15 protein-coding genes and 3 pseudogenes are annotated in these 22,169 nt (G+C 33.0%); 14 read left to right on the forward strand and 4 right to left on the reverse strand.

What is annotated here, in order from left to right; translation table 11 throughout:
• The first annotated feature begins 159 nt into the window (after positions 1 to 159).
• From ACQKMD_RS17865 to ACQKMD_RS17920, 12 genes and pseudogenes are all read left to right on the forward strand, one after another.
• The gene (locus ACQKMD_RS17865; RefSeq protein ID WP_427753710.1) at positions 160 to 312 is read left to right on the forward strand and encodes a hypothetical protein; all 153 of its coding nucleotides are present in this window, start codon (positions 160 to 162) and stop codon (positions 310 to 312) included.
• A gap of 1,286 nt (positions 313 to 1,598) precedes the next feature.
• A complete protein-coding gene (locus ACQKMD_RS17870) occupies positions 1,599 to 1,970 on the forward strand; it encodes a GntR family transcriptional regulator (protein ID WP_427753712.1) in 372 nt (123 codons plus the stop codon).
• Between the two features lie 4 nt (positions 1,971 to 1,974).
• Positions 1,975 to 2,840: pseudogene (locus ACQKMD_RS17875) on the forward strand (ABC transporter ATP-binding protein).
• The gene (locus ACQKMD_RS17880; RefSeq protein ID WP_427753714.1) at positions 2,833 to 3,438 is read left to right on the forward strand and encodes an ABC-2 transporter permease; all 606 of its coding nucleotides are present in this window, start codon (positions 2,833 to 2,835) and stop codon (positions 3,436 to 3,438) included. The pseudogene ACQKMD_RS17875 and the gene ACQKMD_RS17880 overlap by 8 nt, the downstream one beginning before the upstream one ends.
• 112 nt (positions 3,439 to 3,550) lie before the next feature.
• Positions 3,551 to 3,829, forward strand: a pseudogene (gene tnpA, locus ACQKMD_RS17885) (IS200/IS605 family transposase).
• 1,449 nt (positions 3,830 to 5,278) lie between these two features.
• A pseudogene (locus tag ACQKMD_RS17890) lies at positions 5,279 to 5,716 on the forward strand (ABC-2 transporter permease); the annotation flags it as partial.
• A 176-nt stretch (positions 5,717 to 5,892) separates the two neighbouring features.
• On the forward strand, positions 5,893 to 6,444 hold the full coding sequence (locus tag ACQKMD_RS17895) for a hypothetical protein (protein WP_427753715.1): 552 nt from the start codon (positions 5,893 to 5,895) through the stop codon (positions 6,442 to 6,444).
• A 447-nt stretch (positions 6,445 to 6,891) separates the two neighbouring features.
• The gene (gene yfmF / locus ACQKMD_RS17900; RefSeq protein WP_427753717.1) at positions 6,892 to 8,166 is read left to right on the forward strand and encodes an EF-P 5-aminopentanol modification-associated protein YfmF; all 1,275 of its coding nucleotides are present in this window, start codon (positions 6,892 to 6,894) and stop codon (positions 8,164 to 8,166) included.
• A gap of 5 nt (positions 8,167 to 8,171) precedes the next feature.
• Complete coding sequence (gene yfmH, locus ACQKMD_RS17905) at positions 8,172 to 9,455, forward strand: EF-P 5-aminopentanol modification-associated protein YfmH (RefSeq protein ID WP_427753719.1); 1,284 nt, start codon at positions 8,172 to 8,174, stop codon at positions 9,453 to 9,455.
• Positions 9,456 to 9,810: 355 nt separating this feature from the next.
• On the forward strand, positions 9,811 to 9,867 hold the full coding sequence (locus ACQKMD_RS17910; protein WP_427753749.1) for a hypothetical protein: 57 nt from the start codon (positions 9,811 to 9,813) through the stop codon (positions 9,865 to 9,867).
• Positions 9,868 to 10,235: 368 nt separating this feature from the next.
• Positions 10,236 to 10,436 (forward strand): hypothetical protein, encoded by a 201-nt coding sequence (locus ACQKMD_RS17915; protein ID WP_427753721.1) that lies wholly within the window; start codon positions 10,236 to 10,238, stop codon positions 10,434 to 10,436.
• A gap of 101 nt (positions 10,437 to 10,537) precedes the next feature.
• A complete protein-coding gene (locus tag ACQKMD_RS17920; protein ID WP_427753723.1) occupies positions 10,538 to 11,326 on the forward strand; it encodes a helix-turn-helix domain-containing protein in 789 nt (262 codons plus the stop codon).
• A 328-nt stretch (positions 11,327 to 11,654) separates the two neighbouring features.
• Here ACQKMD_RS17920 and lanKC read toward each other — a convergent pair whose 3' ends face one another.
• From lanKC to ACQKMD_RS17940, 4 genes are all read right to left on the reverse strand, one after another.
• On the reverse strand, positions 11,655 to 14,258 hold the full coding sequence (gene lanKC, locus ACQKMD_RS17925; protein WP_427753725.1) for a class III lanthionine synthetase LanKC: 2,604 nt from the start codon (positions 14,256 to 14,258) through the stop codon (positions 11,655 to 11,657).
• A gap of 289 nt (positions 14,259 to 14,547) precedes the next feature.
• On the reverse strand, positions 14,548 to 15,378 hold the full coding sequence (locus tag ACQKMD_RS17930; RefSeq protein WP_427753726.1) for a class I SAM-dependent methyltransferase: 831 nt from the start codon (positions 15,376 to 15,378) through the stop codon (positions 14,548 to 14,550).
• A 240-nt stretch (positions 15,379 to 15,618) separates the two neighbouring features.
• Positions 15,619 to 15,744 carry a class III lanthipeptide gene (locus ACQKMD_RS17935; RefSeq protein WP_427753728.1) on the reverse strand — a complete coding sequence of 42 codons (126 nt, stop codon included), beginning with the start codon at positions 15,742 to 15,744 and terminating at the stop codon, positions 15,619 to 15,621.
• Positions 15,745 to 15,952: 208 nt separating this feature from the next.
• Positions 15,953 to 17,647, reverse strand: a complete 1,695-nt coding sequence (locus ACQKMD_RS17940; protein WP_427753730.1) for an ABC transporter ATP-binding protein — start codon at positions 17,645 to 17,647, stop codon at positions 15,953 to 15,955.
• Between the two features lie 765 nt (positions 17,648 to 18,412).
• Between ACQKMD_RS17940 and ACQKMD_RS17945 the strand changes: the two genes are divergently transcribed.
• Both ACQKMD_RS17945 and resA read left to right on the forward strand, forming a co-directional pair.
• Positions 18,413 to 21,427, forward strand: a complete 3,015-nt coding sequence (locus tag ACQKMD_RS17945) for an efflux RND transporter permease subunit (protein WP_427753733.1) — start codon at positions 18,413 to 18,415, stop codon at positions 21,425 to 21,427.
• Between the two features lie 65 nt (positions 21,428 to 21,492).
• Complete coding sequence (resA, locus tag ACQKMD_RS17950) at positions 21,493 to 22,014, forward strand: thiol-disulfide oxidoreductase ResA (protein WP_427753735.1); 522 nt, start codon at positions 21,493 to 21,495, stop codon at positions 22,012 to 22,014.
• Positions 22,015 to 22,169 lie beyond the last annotated feature (155 nt).

A 22,169-nucleotide genomic window follows, 5' to 3' on the forward strand; every position in this document is an offset into this window, starting at 1 on the left:
CAGCGCGAAATTTTGGTTTTGAGGAAGGGGTACCCCTTCCTCAAAACCAAAATCATTCCTTCGAACAAAAGCACTTAAAAATCTAAAAGTGATAACCTACAAGAAAAGGTTGGATTGTCATTTACACAAAACTATTGACAGTCCCTAGGAGATAATAAGGTGAAAGAAGAAGGAAAAAGTAAAAAGAAAAACCACAGTATTTTAAAAGATATACTTGTTGAAATTCGAGATTCAGTCTTGTTTGAAGCGGTCTGGATGGTTTTATCTTTTATTCCAAGGGTGATAATGGGTATATTCAGAAATTTAATTTAAGAAAAAATAAGTTATTTTCAATAATCGGAGGCTTTAGTTGAAAATTCGAGTATCAAATTAAACTTCTTTATTAAAGAAAGCAAATACCTAAATGAAAATATGCTATTTATTTCTAATTAGGGTATAGTTGAATAGAGATTTTATTCAACTATAATGTAAAAAGGAGGAGATATGAGATGAAAAAACTAATTAATATTTTTTATTTATTATCAATAACCTCAGGATTTACGTTTATATACTCATTAATGACGGAAAATTCTATCGAATGGAGAAGTGTAGGTTATGCAATTACTTTAATGTTCTGTGCGATTTATTTACACAAGCAACAGTTTCTAAAAAAATCCAATTGATATTTGGGGACTTGACTTAACGATGTGAAATTCAAATTAAACATCTTTAATATTCGTTTCATTCGCTAAATTAATATGAGATACATATATTTTAATAGAACTTTAAACATACTAACATTAGTAGTACAAACCATGGCCATGGTTTGTACTACTATTTTTTTATAGTAGAAGTGAAGGAAGGTCGCACAGCTCTTTGGATGATGAAACGGCTCACCTTGCATGTATCTATCAATATATATTCCATGTATGCCATTAAAATGCTTTTACTTATACTATGGTTAAGCGCTCCGAAAAAACTCTTAAATAATGTAATGTATTTTAAAATACTGAATTAGGGATTTTTTTAATTGATTTAAATCCATATGAAAACTAAGACTACGTATGTTTTTTTACTAATTCACTTTTGGCTTAGATACCAGTTAATTACCTTCTCAGAGTTTTGTTCAAACCATTATGTGCAAAATCGAAAAGTGCAATAAAATTATTTCAACACCATTTCTCTTCGGAATACATTTCTTAATAAATTTTATTGTAAACGTGGTTGTATCAAACTCTGTTCTATTTTTTAAGATGATGTCCACAAAACTTTCTAACAATTAAAATAGTTGCACGATGTTCCACCAGTGTATATGATGTTAATACATTATATTATATATACATAATATGGATTTAGTGGTTATTATATGTAAATTCATTTTCGGTGACAATTAATTAAAGGGTAACAATCAGCTATACTTATACCTCTATTTCGGGGCTCGAATTAGCGCAAAATGATGAAAAGTGAGGAAATGGGTTTTAAATGTCAGGAACAGGAAAACACTTCTTAATATTCGAGCACAACGTTGGATGAAAACCATTGGTATATTGCTATACAGATTAAAGTAGTACAGCACATGATTTCAAGTATGTTTTCAAAAAATAAGAAGAGGGATTTGCATGCAAATAATTATTTCCAATAGTTCAAAGGAGCCGATTTATGAACAAATTACAAAGCAAATTAAATCGTCTATTTTAACAGGTGAACTACATGAGGGGACAGCATTACCTTCCATGCGTAATCTCGCAAAAGATTTAAAAATTAGTGTAATCACGACGAAACGTGCCTATGAGGAATTGGAGAGGTCGGGCTTTATCTATTCCATTGTAGGAAAAGGATCTTTTGTCGCAGAGCAAAATTTAGAGGTTATGAGAGAGAAGAAGCTGAAAGTCATTGAGGAGGAGTTGAGTACGGTCATAACAAATAGTAAAGAAATTGGGCTATCACTTGATGAACTACAGCAATTAACTAGGATTTTATATGAGGAGTGAAAAAATGGAAAATGTGGTTGAATTAACAAAGGTCACAAAAAAATTTAAAGATTTTTCTGTTGAAAATTTTGACTTACAAGTGAAGCAAGGCTTTGTAACGGGATTCATTGGTGCAAATGGAGCTGGTAAGTCGACAACGATAAAAATGATGATGAATCTATTGAAGCCGGATGCAGGAGAAATTAAGCTTTTTGGGATGGACTACAAGAAGCACGAGAAAGTAATCAAGGAGCGCATTGGGTTTGTATACGATGGCAATGTATTTTTTGAAGGGCTCAACTTAAAAGATATAAAACGTATAGTTGCACCAGCTTACAAACACTGGGATGATCCATTATTTTATCAATATATTGAACAATTTGAATTACCGCTTAATAAAGCAATAAAAACTTTCTCAAAAGGGATGCAAATGAAGGCGTCATTGGCGATAGCACTATCACATCATGCAGAACTAATCATCATGGACGAACCAACAGCGGGATTGGATCCCATTTTTAGACGAGAGCTGTTAGATCTCTTGCAGGAATTAATGATTGATGGTAATCGTACCATTTTTTTTCTACACATATTACAACAGATTTAGATCGTATCGCCGATTATATAGCTTTTATACAAGGGGGGGAAATAGTCTTTAATCAGTCCATTCACGATGTAGCTGAAAGCTATGCGCTCGTTAAAGGAGGATTGTATCTTCTGGATAGAGATACCGAAAAGGCCTTTGTTCATGTTCATCGTGCATCAACAGGGTTTGAAGCATTAACAAATAATATTAATGCCGTGGAAAATACTTTTGGAGACACAGTTGTCATTGAACCCGCCTCTTTGGAAGATATTATGTATTATTTTAAAGGAGGCATACACCATGTTTAATTTAATCAGGCGTGATGTCATACTACAGAAAAGGCACCTATTAATTTTTATTCCTTTTATCTTATTCTTTATCATTATGGATAAACAACCGACTTTGACATTTCTCGTGGCAAGTATTTTTATTCCCTTTAATACATATGCTTACGATGAAAAAGTAGAGACCAATATATTACTCAATTCCCTACCTTACACACGTATGGAAATTATCGCTTCACGCTATATTGGTGCTATCGTGTATATGATTTTATCCATTGGGGTGACAAGTTTAGCACTATTTATTTTCAATAAACCGTTTACAATGACTGATATTGCGATTGCGATTATCTTATTTTTATTATTTGTTTCGTTTACGTTTCCATTATTTTATATATTTAAACCTGGTTATATTACAATGGTTATATTGATTAGCTTTATCCTTTTAGCAGCTATCGGGCCGACTATTGTGCTGTTTTTAGCTGAACACTTAACAGCAATAACAGATTTTATTACCAATTTATCTATCCCTACTGTATATACGGGAGCGACGCTTATTATCGTGGTAGTTTATGTTATTTCTTGGGGAGTTACGGCTTTTATTTACCAGCGAAAATCGTTTTAATTAACAGATTCGTGGTCTAACTCCACCGTCTTTAGACGGTATCAGCTTTTAGCCTTTCCGAGATTAGTTCGAGCGAAGGTAATTAATAAGACAGGGTTGTGAAGCAGGAATCATCATATTGCAAGGTAGTGTAGGGAAAGATCACATACATTTGTTATTATCATTTCCAGCAAATTTGGCACCAAGCAAAATCTTGCAATATCTAAATGGAAGATCGTTAGGGCTGTTGCAAGCAAATTTCTTGAACTAAAAGAGATATTAGGGCCAGCATCTATGGGCGAGAGGATACTTTTGTGCGACTGTTGGTACGGTAACAGAGGAAATTATAAGAAACTATATGGTCAATCAATTTAACGAAGAAGAGAATGATATTTTCAATATTGAAAAATGAGTTTAGTCTATATTCAGTGTGCTTAAGCATAGGAGCTTTGAGTAGGGCTTCAGCCTTGAATAACGATTTTAGTCGTGGACATTTATGTGAAAATCCACCTACTTTAGCAGGGGGTCGATTAAGTATTAGCTGAATATTCAACTTTGACTAGTGTACTTTGTAAAAAAGTTTGCTCATATATAATAGGGTCTAGATTATTCACCAAACCACACAAAATCCCACATAAAAGTTGATAACTCAACTTTTATGTGGGATTCTCTTTTTCACTGATAGATGAAAAAAGATGGTTCATCCCCAAAAGTCGTGGATGACAAAATTAATGTCCGGTTTCCAAGCGAAGTCGCAGGAAAAACTGTCAGCATGATGACTTGGAGATTTGCACAGTACTTTGAAGTAGTGCTAGTTTTAAAAGTTACTTCTTTATAGAGAGAGCCTTATTGTTTAAATTGTTCAAAGTTTCTACGATAGTGAATTCATTTTACTTTTAGTATGTGTAATTATTTTATCATTTGATAATAATTGATTGGGACAAGTTTTCCTATGAGTTTTGTGATTTGTAATGCCATTCTCAATTTGACGCCTGTGTTAAACTCAATTTTTTTCTATGAAGTTTAATTTTATGAGCAATATCCATAGTTTCCCTACCATAAAATTATATACATATATGTAAAATAGTTTAACTTAATACAAAAAAAACCATAAAATACATTGACATCCAAAATGAATAGATAGATAATGTTAGTAATTTTAAAAATAGTTTTGCATTTTTAGGCACAGTTGATACTAATGATTTAATTTGGCCAAGGCAAACTACTATGCATTAGTAAGTGATTTAGTCTGACCGGATCTTGTTAATGATTCGTTAGTAAGCGAGTGGATTTTGCCTGCAGCTACTGTAGAACTTATGGAAAATACAAGTCATTAACCGAATCATTAAGAACGACAAAGAACAACTCCATGAATCAAGAGATATCAGTTTATATTCACAATTAATATAATAAGTTTGATCCTCTATGTTTCTTTTCGTTTTTTAGTTACTTTTATTGGTTTTTTTATGAAATTATAGGGGGGGTTAAATGAGTGGTTCATTGAATTTTAATATTGGAAACGGTCTATATTAAAATTAATCCTCTATGAAGAAATATAACCAATAAGATTACATCTAAACCAGCAAGCATTTTGTGGCAAATCAAACATTTTCAGTAGTCCACCAAGAGCACCACATTCACTTCTTTTACACCGTCGCTACCAGTTTTGGTTAGACCTTCAATAATGAACTCTAGTTAGCAGACTTGCAGTACACTGATGGGTACTCAAGGAGTAGTCAAACGTCAGAGTGTTTCCTATGCTTCGTCATTTCTCGATTTTTAATTGTATGTTTTGAAAAAAGCTGAAAGAAAACTTCATCCTAGACAATATGAACAAAGATAAATCTATAAATTAATTTTTATAACTTTACCGGTTAGTAGAAGTAATATTGTACAAAGTCACTACCTTTTCTATTTTTTAATCGTAATTATCGGAGCTTTACTATCCTATGGCATCTTTTATATGTATGATCTAGTTTCAATTACATCAATCGATAGCATCTTTAGTATTGTCTCTTTTAAGACTTTAATAGTTCTCTTTGCAGGTACGATAGTTTTTCCACTCCTCTAAATTTTGGGACCAGAAAAGTCAGACGCTATTGGAAGTGGAATAGGGGGACTTTTTGCTTCTATTGGATTACAAAGCTTAGTTGGATATTTAATTGAACAATTACCACTGTCAAATTTTAATATAGATCCATCTTTATACGTTCCGATTATATATCTAATATTTGGTGCTATCATATATATTCTTTCTTATTTCATTGCTTCATTTATATATCAGAAGAAAGAATTTTAATGTTTTTGCTAATAGTTAGGCGGTATTGATTGGTTGTAAGTAGATACTTAATCAGTGGACCTTCTCCTAGCACGTTTAAATTTTTAGTGTTAATTCCAACTTACCGATCTTCTTTTGAAGAATCCTAAAAATGATTATATATTAATTAGGGTTTTAAACTAAATGGAGGGGTTTTTATGGAAGGTAATATGCTATATCGCAAGTATTTGAAAGCGAATTCTGGATATTACGGTAAAACAGAGGTGAGAGACAAGGGTAATACATATGAATTGAATGATATTCCTAATACATATACTGTTATCTCAGACAGTGACTCAGTTTGGAAACACTATCATGTGAAGGGCTTGATACTCCCAGATCAGGGATGGAAAATACATGTAACTTCGTCATTAGAAGATTCAAAGAGTGTACTAGATAAGGTGGCACGATTATGCAAAGATAAGAAAATTGAGTTCAAGCACGTTAAGGATAGAGATAGTATGATAAAGCTGAATTCGAAAAATGCTAATCGTGCTTCATCTGAGAAGTTTATGACAATATCCCCTATGAATAACGAAATCTTTGTTGAATTGTTAGAAATTATTTCTTTAACAATTCAGAAGTTTAAAAAAGGTCCTTATTTTCTTAATGATAAGAGATGGAAAAATAGCAATGTATTCTATAGATATGGAGGATTTAAATTAATGAAAATGGCGAACATTGTATTAGAGATGAGGAAGGTAATTTGATCCAGGATCAAAGAAACTCCTTTTACGTGGTAGTTTTTTGGTATATCGCACGGCATGAGAGATTCCTCCGTATCGTAAATGTTTGTGTGGTAACTTACATTTTACATGGGATATCTCTTTTTTATTAGATTAAACTGGTTAATTAACAGGCGTGGTAACAAGTATTTCTTGCAAATTAAAGTAAAGGGATGGGACTGTCAATATTTGTGTTAAAAAATTATTCAAATACAAATACCTTGTAAAGTAAGGGGATTCTATAAATATTTGGTCCCTTTAACATTGTATATGAAGAAAATTAGATTACTCTTGATGTATATTTTTTAGTTTAAAAAAGAGGCTCTAACAATAATAGTAGAAGTTTACTTAATACATTTTTTAGGATTAGACAGAATGGTCGGAAGAATAACTAATATAGCGTACTAATATACGAGGAGAGGGACATAGGAGATGGAAGACATATACATAAATTCGAGTGAACAAAACGGGTTACAGCTTCACCTATGTAACACAGATAAATTTAAGACAATTAGTATAATGTTGACAATAAAAGCACCTCTACAAGAGGATTTAACTACTGCAAGAGCATTAATTCCCCATATTCTGAATGGAGGATCAATAAATTATCCAAATCGTAAGCTAATAAAACAAAAACTTGATGGGATGTTTGGAGCAACTCTTTCCTCAGATGTACTAAAAAAAGGGGAGAATCACATTATTACTTTTAAAATGGAGATCCCTGCAGATCAATTTCTTAATGAATCTAATTCATTACTGAAATCATCTCTTGATTTATTGCACGAAGTTGTTTACAGTCCAATGCTTAAAAATGGAGTATTTAATTCTGCAATTGTCGAACAAGAGAAACGCTCCTTAAAGCAACGACTTACTTCAATGTATGATGATAAAATGCTATACGTCAATGTTCGTTTGATGGAAGAAATGTTTAAAGGTGAACCGTATCAGCTTCCCGCATTCGGGAGAGAAGAAGATATCGTTTTTCTTAATGCTTCATCTATTTATCAAGTATATGAAGAACTACTTCAAAACGCTCGCTTTGATTTATTCATCGTTGGTGCCTTTTATGAGAATGAGGTTAAATTAATGGTACAAGAGGTTTTTTCTGAACAACATAACAACAAACCTATAAAGATGATTTCTTCAGATAGAAAAGAAGTAAATGGTGTTAAAGTCATTCAAGATAAAATGGACGTAAAGCAAGGAAAGCTTTTATTAGGTTATAGAACATTTTCGACAATACAAGATGAGGATTATGAAGCTACTATGGTGGCAAATGCGATTTTTGGTAGGTTCCCGTCTTCCAAATTATTTATTAACTTACGCCAAAAGGGAAGTATTGCTTATTTTTCAATTTCAAGAATAGAAAGCCATAAAGGGTTATTAATAATAATGGCTGGAATTGATTTTGATAATTATGAACGTGCAGTTGAAATTATAAGAGAACAAGAGTATGCAATGAAAGAAGGTGACTTTACTGAGGCCGAAGTTGAACAAGGTAAAGCGATGTTGATTAGTCTATTAATAGAAGCACATGATACTCCTCTAGGAATTATGGATATATCTATTCAAGCTGTTGATAGTGGATTATCTAGTAAAATAAATGATCAGATTAAAAGAATTAGTATGGTATCAAAAAGCGATGTCATTCGTGCTGCTAATAAATGGGAGCTTGATACAATCTACTTCTTAAATAGAACGGAGTAAATAAAATGAAGTCGGTAATTTATAAAAAATTGGGAGAGAAAATATATCATGAAAAGCTCACCAATGGTCTTGAAGTTTTCATACTTCCTAAGAAAGGCTTTCATAAAACATTTGCGACATTCACAACAAAATACGGTTCAGTAGATAACAAATTCTCACCTCTAGGAAAAGATAGTCCTACTCAATTTCCAAATGGAATAGCGCATTTTTTAGAACATAAAATGTTTGAAAACGAAAAGGGTGATGTTATTCGTACATTTGCAAAGCAAGGAGCTTCTGCTAATGCATTTACAAGTTTTACTCGTACAGCCTATACATTATCAGCTACATCTAACATAAACAAAAATCTTACAACTCTTCTGGACTTTGTTCAAGAACCATATTTTACAGATGAAACGGTAGATAAGGAAAAAGGAATCATTGAACAGGAAATAAAAATGTATGACGATAATCCAGACTGGCGTGCTCGATTTGGAATCTTAGAAAATATGTATAAGAGTCATCCAGTGAAAGATGATATAGCAGGAACAATTTCTTCTATTAATCAAATCACTAAAGAGGATTTATACTCTTGCTATAATACTTTCTATCATCCTAACAATATGTTACTTTTTGTTATTGGGCCTGTGGTTCCTGAAGAAGTAATAAGGCTCATTCGAAACAATCAAGTGCAAAAAACATTTCGAGAACCTGAAGAGATTCACCGTATATCCCCTGATGAAGATGCAAAAGTGAATAGAAAGTCAAGTGTTATGAAGTTGCCAGTTCAAACACCTAAAGTTTTTATCGGATATAAAGAACCTAACCCTATAAGACAAGGTCAAGAGCTACTTAAATATGAGTTATCTTTAAATGTTTTACTTGAGCTAATGTTTGGTAATAGCTCTGAAGCGTACGAAAAAATGTACGATAATGGTTATTTAGATGGGTCGTTTACTTTTGATTGTACAAATGAAAAGGGTTTTGGTTTTTCGGTAATTGGTGGAGACAGTCAAGAGCCCGAAGAAGTTATAAAAATTGTAAATGAAACCATCGTTGGGTTTAAGAAGGAATCGATAAAGAAAGAAGACGCACAACGTGTAATTAAGAAAAAGATTGGTAATTTCTTAAGTGCTATTAACTCGCCTCAATTTATCGCTAACCAATTTACACGTTATCGTTTTAATGAGATGGATTTATTTGACGTCTTGCCAACACTTGAAAATCTAACTGAAAAAGATCTTGAAGAAGTACTGCATTTACACTTTTCTGATGAATCAAGAACAACACTAATTGTAAAAGGGGAATAAATTAAATCACTGATAAATTCTTTTGTTAATTTAGTTTATAGAGAAATTTTGAGCGTAGTAATACTTTCTATTCAGGTAAACTAAAGTCCTTTCTTATCCGCAAATAATGGAACGAGTATTATAGGTGTGTTGCAAATGCAGCACTCTTTTTTATATAAGAAGTGCGTCATAACTTATGATTTAGAGTTAAGACGCATTATTAGGAGTGAAGGCAATGCTGAAAAAAATTTTTGGAAAGTAAAAAGAAAAATGAGGAATGGCGAGGAGGAAATCCAAATGGACGACCTAAGGTAGCCATGAATTAAAGTCGCTGCATTTAAAGGATGCTAGAAAAAGTAATGGGGAAATTGCGCAAATACTCGGCGTTTCAGAAGCTATTATTCTGAGAAGATTGAAAGATTTAGAAGGTTAATTCATCTCTTAAGCGCATTCATGGCAGTATTGGTTATTCCATATCCGATGCATACGAAAAAATGTACCGAGCAGCAGCGTAAAAGAAACGGGGGTACAAAGAAATCTACCCTACCACATTTTTTTGGGTGCAACTTCCATGCATTTTCCGCTCTAAATACCGAGTAGGTGGTCAAAGACTCTTTCCACTTTAACGGGCTACTCGGGATGCAGAACACCCCAAAATGGACGTTGCGAAACATATAAAATACACTGTTTAACATAAGTGCAACCGTAAGTTGACAAAGCGCACACCGCGAGTGATGGAATTATAAGGTGTTTTTGTATAATATAAAGAGGGAATATGATTAAATACGAGGAGGAAAAATCATGAACAAAATAAAAATAGCCACAATTGTTATTGCCGTAGGGGTATTAGTCTTTTTGAAAATTTTTATGGATTCAGTACCAAGAATTAGCGAGCCAATATCTAATACAATCGTTTTTGTAGGCTTTCTAATTTTCGTAATTTTATTAGGTACATCTCAAATAAAAAAAAATAATGAAAGAAAACAAAAGGAAAATGAATAATGAAATTTATTGATTCCATGTGACAACAAAGAATATGATTGTGTAACGACAGTAGTTTATTACATTTTGTAGAAAACGCACTTCTAAAGGAGTTCATATAAATGACATTTGGTGAAAAGCTTTTTCAATTAAGAAAAGAAAAAGGACTTTCTCAAGAGGCTTTAGCCGAAAAACTAAACACGACAAGACAAGCAATAAGTAAATGGGAGAATGGGCAAGGCTATCCTGAAACAGAAAAACTTCTTATGATTGGTAATGTCTTTGAGGTTTCTATGGACTATCTGTTAAAAGATTCTGTTGAGCCAAGCGATGATAAAAATGTTGGATATTATGTTAGCAAAGAAATGGCAGAAGGATATTTATTGTCAGCACATAGGGTTTCTAAATATTTAGCATTAGGTTTTTTTATGATTGCTTTATCCTTTATCCCCTATTTCATATTGAGTCAAGATCCAGCGAGATATATTATCCCAACCATCATTTTGGCTACGTTTGGAATTGGTATGTTTGTGTCAGCATCATTTATAGATGAAGATCAATATAAAGTATTAAAAACAGAGTCGTTGCTATTTGATGAGAAACACCTTAAAGAGTTGACCATAAGATACGAGAATCTAAAGAAAAGGTATTTTGTGATTAATTTAGTAGGCACCAGTCTATTTGTTGCCGGAATCTTGGCCATAGGAATAGAAAGGAGGTTTATTAATTCCGGTTTTTTAATGCCTTATTATCCAATCTGTATTGGATTGATTGCGATTGGAATCCACATTATAATACGAACTTCATCCGTCCTTGACGCATATAAACTATTAGCAAAAAATGATCTATATAATACGAAATTTATCTTTAAATTCCAAAGGAAAATAAGGAAAAAGCTTGATGATTTATAGAAAAACACCAATAGGTCTACAAAAAACGTGGGTAATGACTTGCACATTTCTATTATACAATTTATATTTCACTATTTCTTTTTTCATTCAAGATACTTTTTAAGGAAAATAAAAAATAATCTCTAATGGATAATACCCGAAGAGATTATTTTTATCAAACTTTGTAAATCTACAATTACTTATCTACATGTAAAAAATGTATTTATGTCAATATAATTGATGATATAACTAACTGGTTAGAACCATACTCCTTTGATTGAGTTAGATCGATGTTTGTGTTCAGAGGCAGCTCTACATCGTGTTTTAGGTGTTATTAAATTTTCTGTCCCTATACCTTCGCTAATGGTATTTCATGAAATTTTGTATTTTTATAAAAACTATCTATATTTACTAATGGAAGCCAATATAATGGATTATCTTTCAAAATCCCACTTAGTGCTAGTATAATACCAGCGCTTCCTGAGAATAAGTCATCAGACAAACGATAACAAAATTGGCCTGGACATAGGATATGATTTTCTTTAGGGATTAAAAATAAACTTAACAAGTCTAAGACACTATCTTTTTTATGTGTATATTCAGAATCGTCTTTCCCAATCAGAGGTGGTATTAACAAGAAGCTTCCGGCACCATCGTATAACCCAGGGCTTATTGTACACTTTACACTATATAAATTAGTAATTAATTTTAATTCTTCTTGGTATAGATTTTTATCACTTACTCGATTTAAATATACTATTGCTACTCCTATACCTAGTGAACCACCTGAAAGGTAAGGTATTAAACGATTGGAATCATCAATAGTCTGTAATGTATTTCTGTCTTCTTTCGTTTTTTCTAAATCTTTATCAATTAATTCAATAGACTTGAAATAATAAGCTTCTTGTCTAGTAGCCGCATATAGAGTTGAGTAAAACAATGAAACTCCAGACCAACCATCCATTAAACCAACTGGAATACCGGCCCAGTCCGTAACTTTTAAATCTTTATTATCGCTAATGAAAGTATCTATAATAGTAGCTATAGATTTTGCTTTTTCTAAATAGAGTTCATCCTGTTCTTCTATATACAAACTAATCAACACAAGGCCGATACCTGACAATCCCGATCTTAATGAAATATCTGACGAATCCAGATTATCATTAATGTTTGCAAAGATTTTATAAGCTTCTTTCTTATATCCAATTTCATATAGTATTGTCCCTATTCCTGCTTTACCTGTAAATAAACCACTTTGTTCAAGAGAATCAATATTTTTAATTAAATAGTTGTCAATCCAATTTATTATATCCTCTTTAACAGAGCCCGATCTATAAAAGGCTAGCACAGCTCCTGCTCCTCCATTTTGTACATTCAATTTACCTTCTTTATTTTCATATTGCCTTATATCACCATGAATTAATTTTTCACTAAGAACTAGATTTTTCTCAATAGTATTTCTAAGGTTTTCTATAATTAAAGAAATATCCATTTTCATCGGTTTTTTATAAACCTCATTAGTACAATTCTTTTCTTCTATGGTTGATAAGTGTTGATTACATTTGTCCCTTATAGCTTCTACAAATAGTAGGAAATCCTGACCATAAACTTTTCCAATCCATTGATATTGATAATAATACATATCAGGGTCAATATCCTCAATCGCACCAATTGGTATTAAGGAGTATCGTAGGATTTTCTTTACTGCATACCAATCTCGCTCAGCATTATTTTTATTATTTGGGTGAGAGAATCCTATTGTTCTCATTGTAGGCCTATTTACAGAATCCTTAGGATGTGCGGTCTCAAAGTCGATAAGAGTCACGTTTAAGTCTTGGGATATAATTATATTGGCTGGTTGTAAGTCTCCCATTCCTACATCCTTTTTATGCATTTCTTCAATAATAGACACCAATTTAGAAAGAATATTCTGTACTTTTTCTTTGTAGCTATGAATATCACTACTGTTAGTGTAAGGGTAATTCGCTGAAACCCATGATTGCAAATTAATCCCATCTACATACTCTATCACAAGAAAACTATGTTTCCAATGTTTAAAGTATTCTATTATATTAACTACACCTTCGACTTCCGAAAGCTTTGATAAAGCATCAAATTCTATTTTCTGTCTTTCTAAAGCATCTACTTTTAGACCATCCAGTCCTGACTTTGGCCTTGCTTCTTTGATAATTACTTTCTTTTTATCTTCCTTCCTTTCTGCTACATAGATTCCGCCACCATTATTGAAGCGAATCGCATTTAGAAATTCGTATTCATCAAATTTGTTATTTTCTATTTTATCCTCAACCGATGTACTATTTAATGAATCTAAATATTGATCGAATTCTTTTACAAAATCAGGTACTTGATAGTATGCCACTCTTTCGTCCAAAATTAATTTATCATGTTCATCTTTAATACACATTTCACCTTTTTCATTTAACATCATTATGAATCCACCATACCTATAGTAAATATTACTATTTTTCCAGCATTTATCACTAAGGATGTATGGGCCATTTTCGTAAGAATGAAGAGTATTATATAAAATATCTAATAAATTCAAAAATTCATCGTCAGTAGGAGGATAGATAGTAATAAATTTTCCCGAACTTGCTCTGTTTGCGGTCTTTGAGTTTGTGTTAATAAAATCCCAGTCGCTTACAATATGTTTGAAAGAGACCTTACGTTCAAGCAATATATCACTAACAATCTTTAGAATTTGTTTTGCGTCCTCAAATGTTGTACTAATATGGATCTTCCAACCTTGATTTTTCAGGGTTACTCCCTTAAAAGTGTAAACTTTCCATACCGAATTTTCCTGTTTACTAACAACACACTCACTTGGTAAATTTTCTAAATCGAATTCTACCGCATCAACGGTTGATTTGTTAGGAGTGAAATATTTCGATTCCTCATTTATATAGTCGTAATAAACTATGTTGCCCTTCATAATAATCCCCCTCGTAAATTATTCATTACAAAATAATTTTATTCCTGATTTTTAAAATCACATGAATGTTGCTTTCTCTTTAAGAGATGATTGTGGGTAAAACAGGGTAGTCCACGTGGTGGATTATGGATAAATGGAAGTGATTCTATCACCTCAAGTGAATATCAGTATATACGAAAAAACATCTGAGTATATTGCTCCAAACGCTGTTCTGTACAATGCCAAAGACTTGTATGGAAAACCAGTCTAGTAGACCAATTAAGGGTCAAGTCATTTATCGGTTCAAAAATCATTTTTCCAAAACAAAAGCGATACTGTCACTTTCTTCATCAAATTCTAGACTGGATATGTCAGAGTAGATTCCTTTTGTTTTAAAACCTACATTACTAGTTTCTTTTTCTAAAGTATCCTTAGAAAAATATTGATACCAATAATGGTATGTCCTAGGATTCTCATCTTCGATTAAGATGGTCGTCTTTGTAAGTGTGACTTTATTTGGATATATTAGGTTTTGCATAAATCCTAGATGTGAATCTTTTGATAAAATACTTTCTTTCTTACTAAAACTCCAAGTTTGTTCTTCTTTAAATTTGTTAAAAACATTTTCAGAGAATCCATCTATAATTAACAGACCTCCTTTTTTTAGACTATTATGTACCTTCTGTAATAATTTATTCCGTTCATCAGGGCTTAGTGAACTAAATGTATAATAAATTAGTAGAGCTACATCATATTTATTAGTTTCATTCCAATTAAAAAAATTATCGACTCTATATTCAATATCTAAGTTTTCTATCCGTGCTTTTTCTTCAGCAAAACGAATTGAATTTTGAGAAAAGTCAATTCCTGTAACTTCATATCCCTTTTCGGCCAACTTTTGACAATAAAATCCTGGGCCGCAACCCAAATCAATAATTTTTTTAAACGTACTAGAGGGGGCAATATCCTGTATGAATGCTACAGATTTATTGATAAATAAGTCATTTGCGCTTCCTCCTGGTGTGTTCGGATCTAAATGTTCCTCGTGCACCAATTTTGACATAAGGGGATCAGTCCAAATCTCATTTGGTCCAGGTTCGAAAATTTTTGGTGCTTTTAAATGATCAAAAAGTTTATTCATAATAGATTCATCCTTTTAATTTTTTTAGAAAAATACTTGATATTTTGAAATTGAGCATTTAAAACGCTTCTTGATATCCGTTGTTTAATTCTAGATATTTAGTAAGATGTTTTTGGGTCATAAGTTTACTTAGAAGGTACCTAGTTAACTAAAATTAATTGCCACAGTGCCCTGTAAATGATTGAAACCTAGTTGAAGTTATCCTCAACTAGGTTGTCTAAGTATATCTAATAATTGTAATTAACAGTTATTACTAGCTGTCGACCAAAGTGTAGTTAATGTGACAGGAGACCAAGCTACTACTCCTTCACCCATTTCCTCGTTTTGAGAAAGTTTTTGCAAGTTTAATACTTGTAATTGTTCCATTATAGTTCACCTCCTTTTCTAACATTTATAATCGTGAACTAGAATAACATTTCTACATTTAAAAATTAATTTTATACCACTTAAGATGATTCAGAAAGTATAAAATTTTAAGAAAATTTAATCTAGTAAACTTTTATATGTATATCTTACAAAATATTACTTTAATTGTCAAATATATTTTCATTTTACATAAAAAGTAATTTTAGGTTTAGGAATACTGCAAATTTTGCTGATTGACAAGCGATTGATAAAGATTATTCTGCATATAGAGTTCAGAGTGCGTCCCTGTACCTGTCACTCTTCCACTTTCAATAACTATAATCTGATGGGCATTCTTCACCGTCGATAAACGATGAGCAATAATTAATGTCGTGCGATCTTTCATAAGCTGCTGCATAGCAGTTTGAACGTATTGTTCAGAAGCACTGTCCAAATGAGCAGTTGCTTCATCAAGCAAAAGAACTTCTGGGTCTCGAATAATTGCTCGAGCAATGGCAATCCGTTGTCGTTGTCCACCGGATAAGCGAATCCCCCGTTCACCAACTTGAGTTTCATACCCATCGGGTAAAGAAGCAATAAATTCTGTTAGATTAGCCTGTTCTACAGCATTATCTATCACTTCTTGTTCTACTTGATCAAGCCCGTATGTGAGATTATATCGAATATTTCCTGCCATCATAGGCGAATCTTGTGATACATATGCAAACATACTGCGCCATTCATCAATTCCATGACTATCAATCGATCTTCTCTTATAGAAGATGTTACCCATATTAGGGTGATAGAATCGTTCTATTAAAGAGAAGATCGTTGTTTTCCCAGCACCGCTTGGGCCGACTAAAGCTGTTACTCTTCCTTTAGGTGCGATAAGACTTACATCATCGAGAACTATTTTCTCTTTATAACTGAAGTGAACGTTTTGGAAGACCAAACCGTCTTCGGTTGTAGAAGTGTCATCCAAATTATAAACAGAGCTTTCAGGAGTCTCGTCCATAATAACTCGAATTCTCTCACTAGCTCCCAGTGTCTTTTGAAATTGAGTAAAGAACTGAGCCAGTTGCGAAAGGGGCGATATAATTTGGAATATATAGAAAACAATGGCGACAAGAGTCCCTGCAGTTAGAGCACCTTTTGCTACCTGGATACCGCCATATCCAAAGACAATTACTAGGCAGGATAATGTTATCGTTGTCATAATCGGTGTAGCAATCGCTATAATTTTTCCCTCACGCAGACCGTATGCAAAGAGTTTAGATATTCTCGACTTTCCTTGGTAAATTTCATTTTTTTCTGCTAACGATGATTTTACAAGGCGAATATCTGTGAGCACACGACCTAAATCACCTTGAAATTCTGCCGTTTCATCCTGAAGTACTTTCGAAATACGAAACATTCTCTTGCCCAGCGGTCCAAAGATAATGTATGAAGTTGGAACAATCAAAAATAGTACTAGTGCCATTACCCAATCTAGATAAATTAGAAGTAGTATGGAACCAATAATAGTGATCATTCCAGAAAAAAAAGGAATCAATTGATCAGTAAAAAATTGCTTGATTACATTCGTATCGTTTGTTATACGACTCATCGTTTCTCCTGAAGTATACTCATCAAAAAAATTTACAGGTAAACGTAATACCCTTGACCATAATTCTTCTCGTAGTCCTGCTACAATCTTTTGTCCAGTATAGATCAACATATATAAAGAAACTCCTGATAAAACAATTTGGGATAGGAATACGGTGAGAAGCAATAAAATTGTATTAACTTGAAAATTTGCTTCAACCATCGTATTTACAAGAGACATTGTTATTAACGGTACAACTAGAGAAAGTAATGTCTGACCAGTTAATAGTACAATGGATATCCCTATGATCCACCATCGAGGGAGATATGGTTTAATCATCCCCCAAAACTTACGAAAGTCGCCCATAAAATTAGTCCTTTCTAGTTATTTGTAATGAAAAATATACCAGACATTACATTATATACAATGATAACGTTCTTGACGACAGACTACAAACATAAATTGAATTTTTTGTAAAATTTTTCATTTTTATAAATTTAAGTCATCTTTTTCATGTGATAACCTACTATATAACAATGTTATCTGTTGAGTGGAATAGATCCATATGTTAAAGCAAGGTGTAAAAGTCATTATTAATCTGGTCAAACAAAACAATCAGTAGTGGAAATCAACGGTTTTATCTATTTTCTATAAAAGAAAGAAGACCGTAGATAAATTCGAATCTCTTCGACTTTGTCTACAGATTGGAAGGATCTCATCATTATTTTTCATCGCCTCAAAAGATTTGTTGTTATTACCTGTGTAGTTGATTGGCGTGTAGGTGGCGGCTCCTGCGGGAAAAGCGGGACAGTCCAAGACCCTGCAGGAGCATAGCGACGAAGCGGTTTGGCGTCCGCCCACGGAAAGCGTCTACCGTAGCGGAAATCAACGGTTTTCTTTATCTATATTTGCATTGATTGCTTCACGATGCTGTTAAAAATTGTCTTAATACATACTAGTTGGAGGGTAATATTGGCGGTTAATACTCTACAATAAGATTCAAACAATAACCAGTTGTTATTTACAGTTAAATAATTACTGTAAATTATCTTTTTACCATGATAGTATATTAATGTTATACCAAGTTGAAGAAGTGGGTGCAAAATGAAATCAATAATTAGGTTTAGTATGAAAAATGGTTTAGCTCTGTTTTTAGTGGTACTTCTTATTGTTGCTGGAGGAATTTATTCTCTAAAAGAGTTACATATTGAGAAGTATCCAAATGTGGATATTCCATATTTGACAGTTATTATACCTTATCCGGGTGCTTCGCCAGAACAATCGATGAATGATATTGGGGAGCAAATGGAAAGAGAGTTCATGAAGCTTGAAGGGGGAAAGAATGTCTATACAGGTGGTGTTGCTAATGCAGCATATTCAACGATAGAATTTGAAATGTCTGTTGATATGAAGGAAGCTGAACAGTTAGTGAGGACCAGTGTAGATAAGATGCAGCTGCCTGAATTAGCAGAAGAACCGAAGTTTGAATTATCTAGTCCTGATGAAAATCCGATTGTCTTTTCAATGGGGATTTATGCTGATGAAAATTATGAAGAAGTTCAAACGTTTGTGAAGAAACATATTATTCCAAGCCTTGAAGTTATAGAAGGGGTAAGTGAAGTAAAGGTCGGCGGGGTTGCAGAACAGCTAGTGCGCATTCGACTATTACCGAAAGAATTAGAGGCAAAAGGAATTACAATTAATGATGTTAAAGAAGCCATTTTGGCAAATAATCTTTCGATGCCGACCGGAGATATTTCTGTATCAAACGAAGTATTACCGGTGCGAGTAAATAAAGAACTGAAATCAGTTGATGATGTTAAACAAATAAAGCTTTTCACACAAGTTGCAAATTCACAAACCACTAAGACTGCACCTGGAACGACTACTTTAGGTGAAATTGCTGAAGTTACATATGAAAGTGAATACACAAATAATATTACACGAATAAACGGGGAACAAGGCGTAAGTTTCGGTATTATGGCTAAAGGTGGAGCTAATGTAGTAGCTATCGTTGATCAAGTGAAGGAAGAAGTGAAAAATCTGAATCTTCCTGAAGGGTATAAAGTAGAAACATTGCGTGATCAATCGATTGAAATCAAGCAATCAGTCTATTCTATGCTCCGGGAGGCATTTTTAGGTGCACTAATGGCCGTAATCGTAACTTTGTTATTTTTAAGAAATATCCGTTCGACTATTATTGCCGTTATATCCATCCCAGTATCTATATTTGCATCTTTTCTTTTGATGAAAATGATAGGGTATACATTAAATATCATGACACTTGCAGGAATTGCCGTAGCTTGCGGACGGGTTGTGGATGACTCGATTGTAGTCATTGAAAATATATTTAGAAGAGTAAGAGTTTCAAAGGAAAGAAATGATAAGCTCATAGAACAAGCTACAAGGGAAGTAGCATCTGCAATTACTTCTTCCACAATTACAACTGTTGCTGTTTTCTTACCATTGGCTTTTGTACCGGGAATTGTAGGAGGTTTTTTCAAACCGCTTGCATGGACCATAGTTATTTCATTATTGATTTCATTAATTGTTGCAATAACGGTTGTTCCGCTCTTATCGAGAATTTTCCTATTAAAAATTACACTTGAGGAACCACAAGAAAATGCACTTCAAATTTGGTATCGTAAAAGTTTGACTTGGGTGTTAAAGCATCGATTCGTTACTTTAACTGCAGCATTATTAATTCTGGTAGCTTCTGTTGCCTTAATCGCACCTAGACTAGGAACAACTTTTCTGCCACAAGAGAAAGTTAATAATTTTGATGTCGAAATCACGATGGAAAAAGGAACTGCTCCAGAGAAAACAGCTGAAGCTGCAAATAAAGTTGAAAATATCTTAATAAATCAAGAGGATATCAATCTTGTAAATACAAATATTGATAGTGAATCGGAAAGTACGACGATTTCATTTGTTGTAAAAGACTCTGTTGCAAACACTAATGAATTTGTTGAGGATTTGAGATCTCAGTTTACAACCATTACTGAGCCTAAAAAAATTACTGTATCGGGTGTAGGTGGAATTATTGGAGGTGCAGAGGGAAGGTATACTCTTGTTGTAAATGGGTCAAATTTTGAGGATATAAAAAAGGCAAGTGAGCAAATCACAACCAGTTTAAAAGAAGTAGAAGGAATGACAGATGTTACAACATCTTTAGAAGGTGAAGAGCCTGAAATAGTCATTGATTTGGACGAAGATAAGCTTGCTGAAAAAGGACTAATGCCAGCCATGGTAGCACAAAGTCTTCGTACACTAATTAACGGTGATGTAGTAACAACGATGAGGATGGAAGACGAAATAAAAGAAGTAAAACTTGGCTTGAAGATGGATCAAATTACATCCATCCAAAAACTAGGGAATCAAAAAATTAACAATGTAATGGGTATGCCGGTTGCTCTTAAAGAGATAGGAGAACTGAAAAGAGTCAATAATATTACCACTGTTTCACATTTGAATGGAAATGAATATATCATGGTTAATGGGACAATCACAGATGGAAAAGTTGGAGATGTGATAGCAAAAGCAGATGAAATCATCGATGATTTGCAGTTGCCAGAAAATATTAGCTACTACAAAGAAGGTGCATCCGCATCAATGTCAGAGGGCTTTAAAGACCTATCCATTGCCATCGTAATTAGTATTTTCTTAGTATATTTAGTCATGGTAATTGCTTTTAGAGAAGGAAAGGCTCCATTTGTTATTTTGTTCGCCATACCATTTTCCATCATAGGAGCACTAATTGGACTCTATATTGTAAATGAACCAATAGGTATGCCTGTAATGATTGGTTTACTCATGCTGAATGGAATTGTCGTAACGAATGCTATCGTTCTAGTAGATAAGGTGAAGCAAAACGAAAAAGGTGGAATGATCAAACATGAAGCTTTAATTGAAGCGGGTGTTATACGTATTCGGCCAATCTTGATGACAGCTATTGCAACAATTGGTGCTTTAATCCCGATGGCTATCTCAAATGGATCCGGAATGGTATCAAAATCACTCTCTGTTGTCGTCATTGGAGGACTATCAACATCTACTTTTTTAACACTTTTTATTGTCCCAATACTATACAGCTTATTTAATCCACCAAAAAAGCAATGAACATTTTAAACAGAATTTTAGTGCCGATTTTTTGGGGTTTCATTGGTTTGTCAGGAGGACGATAGATGAAAAAAAGAACGATTATGCGAACTGTTATTTTAGTAATTATCTTTAGTGCCATTGCTTATACGGTCTATAGTAATTTCATAAAAGAAACATATGAGTTAGTGAAAATAGGTGATGTTGCACCTGATTTTATTCTTGAGGATTTAAATGGAGAGAAGCATAAATTGTCAGATTATAAAGGTCAAGGAGTTGTACTAAATTTTTGGGCGACTTATTGTGATTATTGCAAAGAGGAAATGCCTGATTTAGAAGAAAACTATATTAAATATAAATCAAAAGGAGTGGAAATCCTTGCAATAAATAATGCACAAACACCTTTTGAAGTTAAAAAATTCACTAATAATATTAGTTTTCCGATATTAATAGATCACTCATTAGTTGTTTTTAAAAGTTATAATATAGAGTTCTTACCTACGTCGGTATTCATCGACTCCGAGGGTATAGTTAAAAAAATATCATCAGGTGAAATGAGTAATAAATCAATTCAAAAAAATATAGAATTGATTTTACCTAATAGATAATCATCAGGACGTATTTTATGAATCAAGAGTATCTTAGTAAAAATCACATTTAAAATAATGGCTCGAAGTTCATCTATTATACTGAAGAACAGATAGCCCATTCTCGATAAAACTGAGAATGGGCTATCTTATTTAAATCATTGTACATTTCAGTG

Origin of the sequence: Viridibacillus sp. NPDC096237 (assembly GCF_050278625.1) — a bacterium.
Classification (GTDB): domain Bacteria; phylum Bacillota; class Bacilli; order Bacillales_A; family Planococcaceae; genus Viridibacillus.

Bases quoted from the DNA above. Each gene is read 5' to 3' on its own strand.
- ACQKMD_RS17870 (WP_427753712.1), top strand. From the start codon at position 1,599: ATGCAAATAATTATTTCCAATAGTTCAAAGGAGCCGATTTATGAACAA.
- ACQKMD_RS17880 (WP_427753714.1), top strand. From the start codon at position 2,833: ATGTTTAATTTAATCAGGCGTGATGTCATACTACAGAAAAGGCACCTA.
- ACQKMD_RS17895 (WP_427753715.1), top strand. From the start codon at position 5,893: ATGGAAGGTAATATGCTATATCGCAAGTATTTGAAAGCGAATTCTGGA.
- yfmF (WP_427753717.1), top strand. From the start codon at position 6,892: ATGGAAGACATATACATAAATTCGAGTGAACAAAACGGGTTACAGCTT.
- yfmH (WP_427753719.1), top strand. From the start codon at position 8,172: ATGAAGTCGGTAATTTATAAAAAATTGGGAGAGAAAATATATCATGAA.
- ACQKMD_RS17915 (WP_427753721.1), top strand. From the start codon at position 10,236: ATGAACAAAATAAAAATAGCCACAATTGTTATTGCCGTAGGGGTATTA.
- ACQKMD_RS17920 (WP_427753723.1), top strand. From the start codon at position 10,538: ATGACATTTGGTGAAAAGCTTTTTCAATTAAGAAAAGAAAAAGGACTT.
- lanKC (WP_427753725.1), bottom strand. From the start codon at position 14,258: ATGAAGGGCAACATAGTTTATTACGACTATATAAATGAGGAATCGAAA.
- ACQKMD_RS17930 (WP_427753726.1), bottom strand. From the start codon at position 15,378: ATGAATAAACTTTTTGATCATTTAAAAGCACCAAAAATTTTCGAACCT.
- ACQKMD_RS17935 (WP_427753728.1), bottom strand. From the start codon at position 15,744: ATGGAACAATTACAAGTATTAAACTTGCAAAAACTTTCTCAAAACGAG.
- ACQKMD_RS17940 (WP_427753730.1), bottom strand. From the start codon at position 17,647: ATGATTAAACCATATCTCCCTCGATGGTGGATCATAGGGATATCCATT.
- ACQKMD_RS17945 (WP_427753733.1), top strand. From the start codon at position 18,413: ATGAAATCAATAATTAGGTTTAGTATGAAAAATGGTTTAGCTCTGTTT.
- resA (WP_427753735.1), top strand. From the start codon at position 21,493: ATGAAAAAAAGAACGATTATGCGAACTGTTATTTTAGTAATTATCTTT.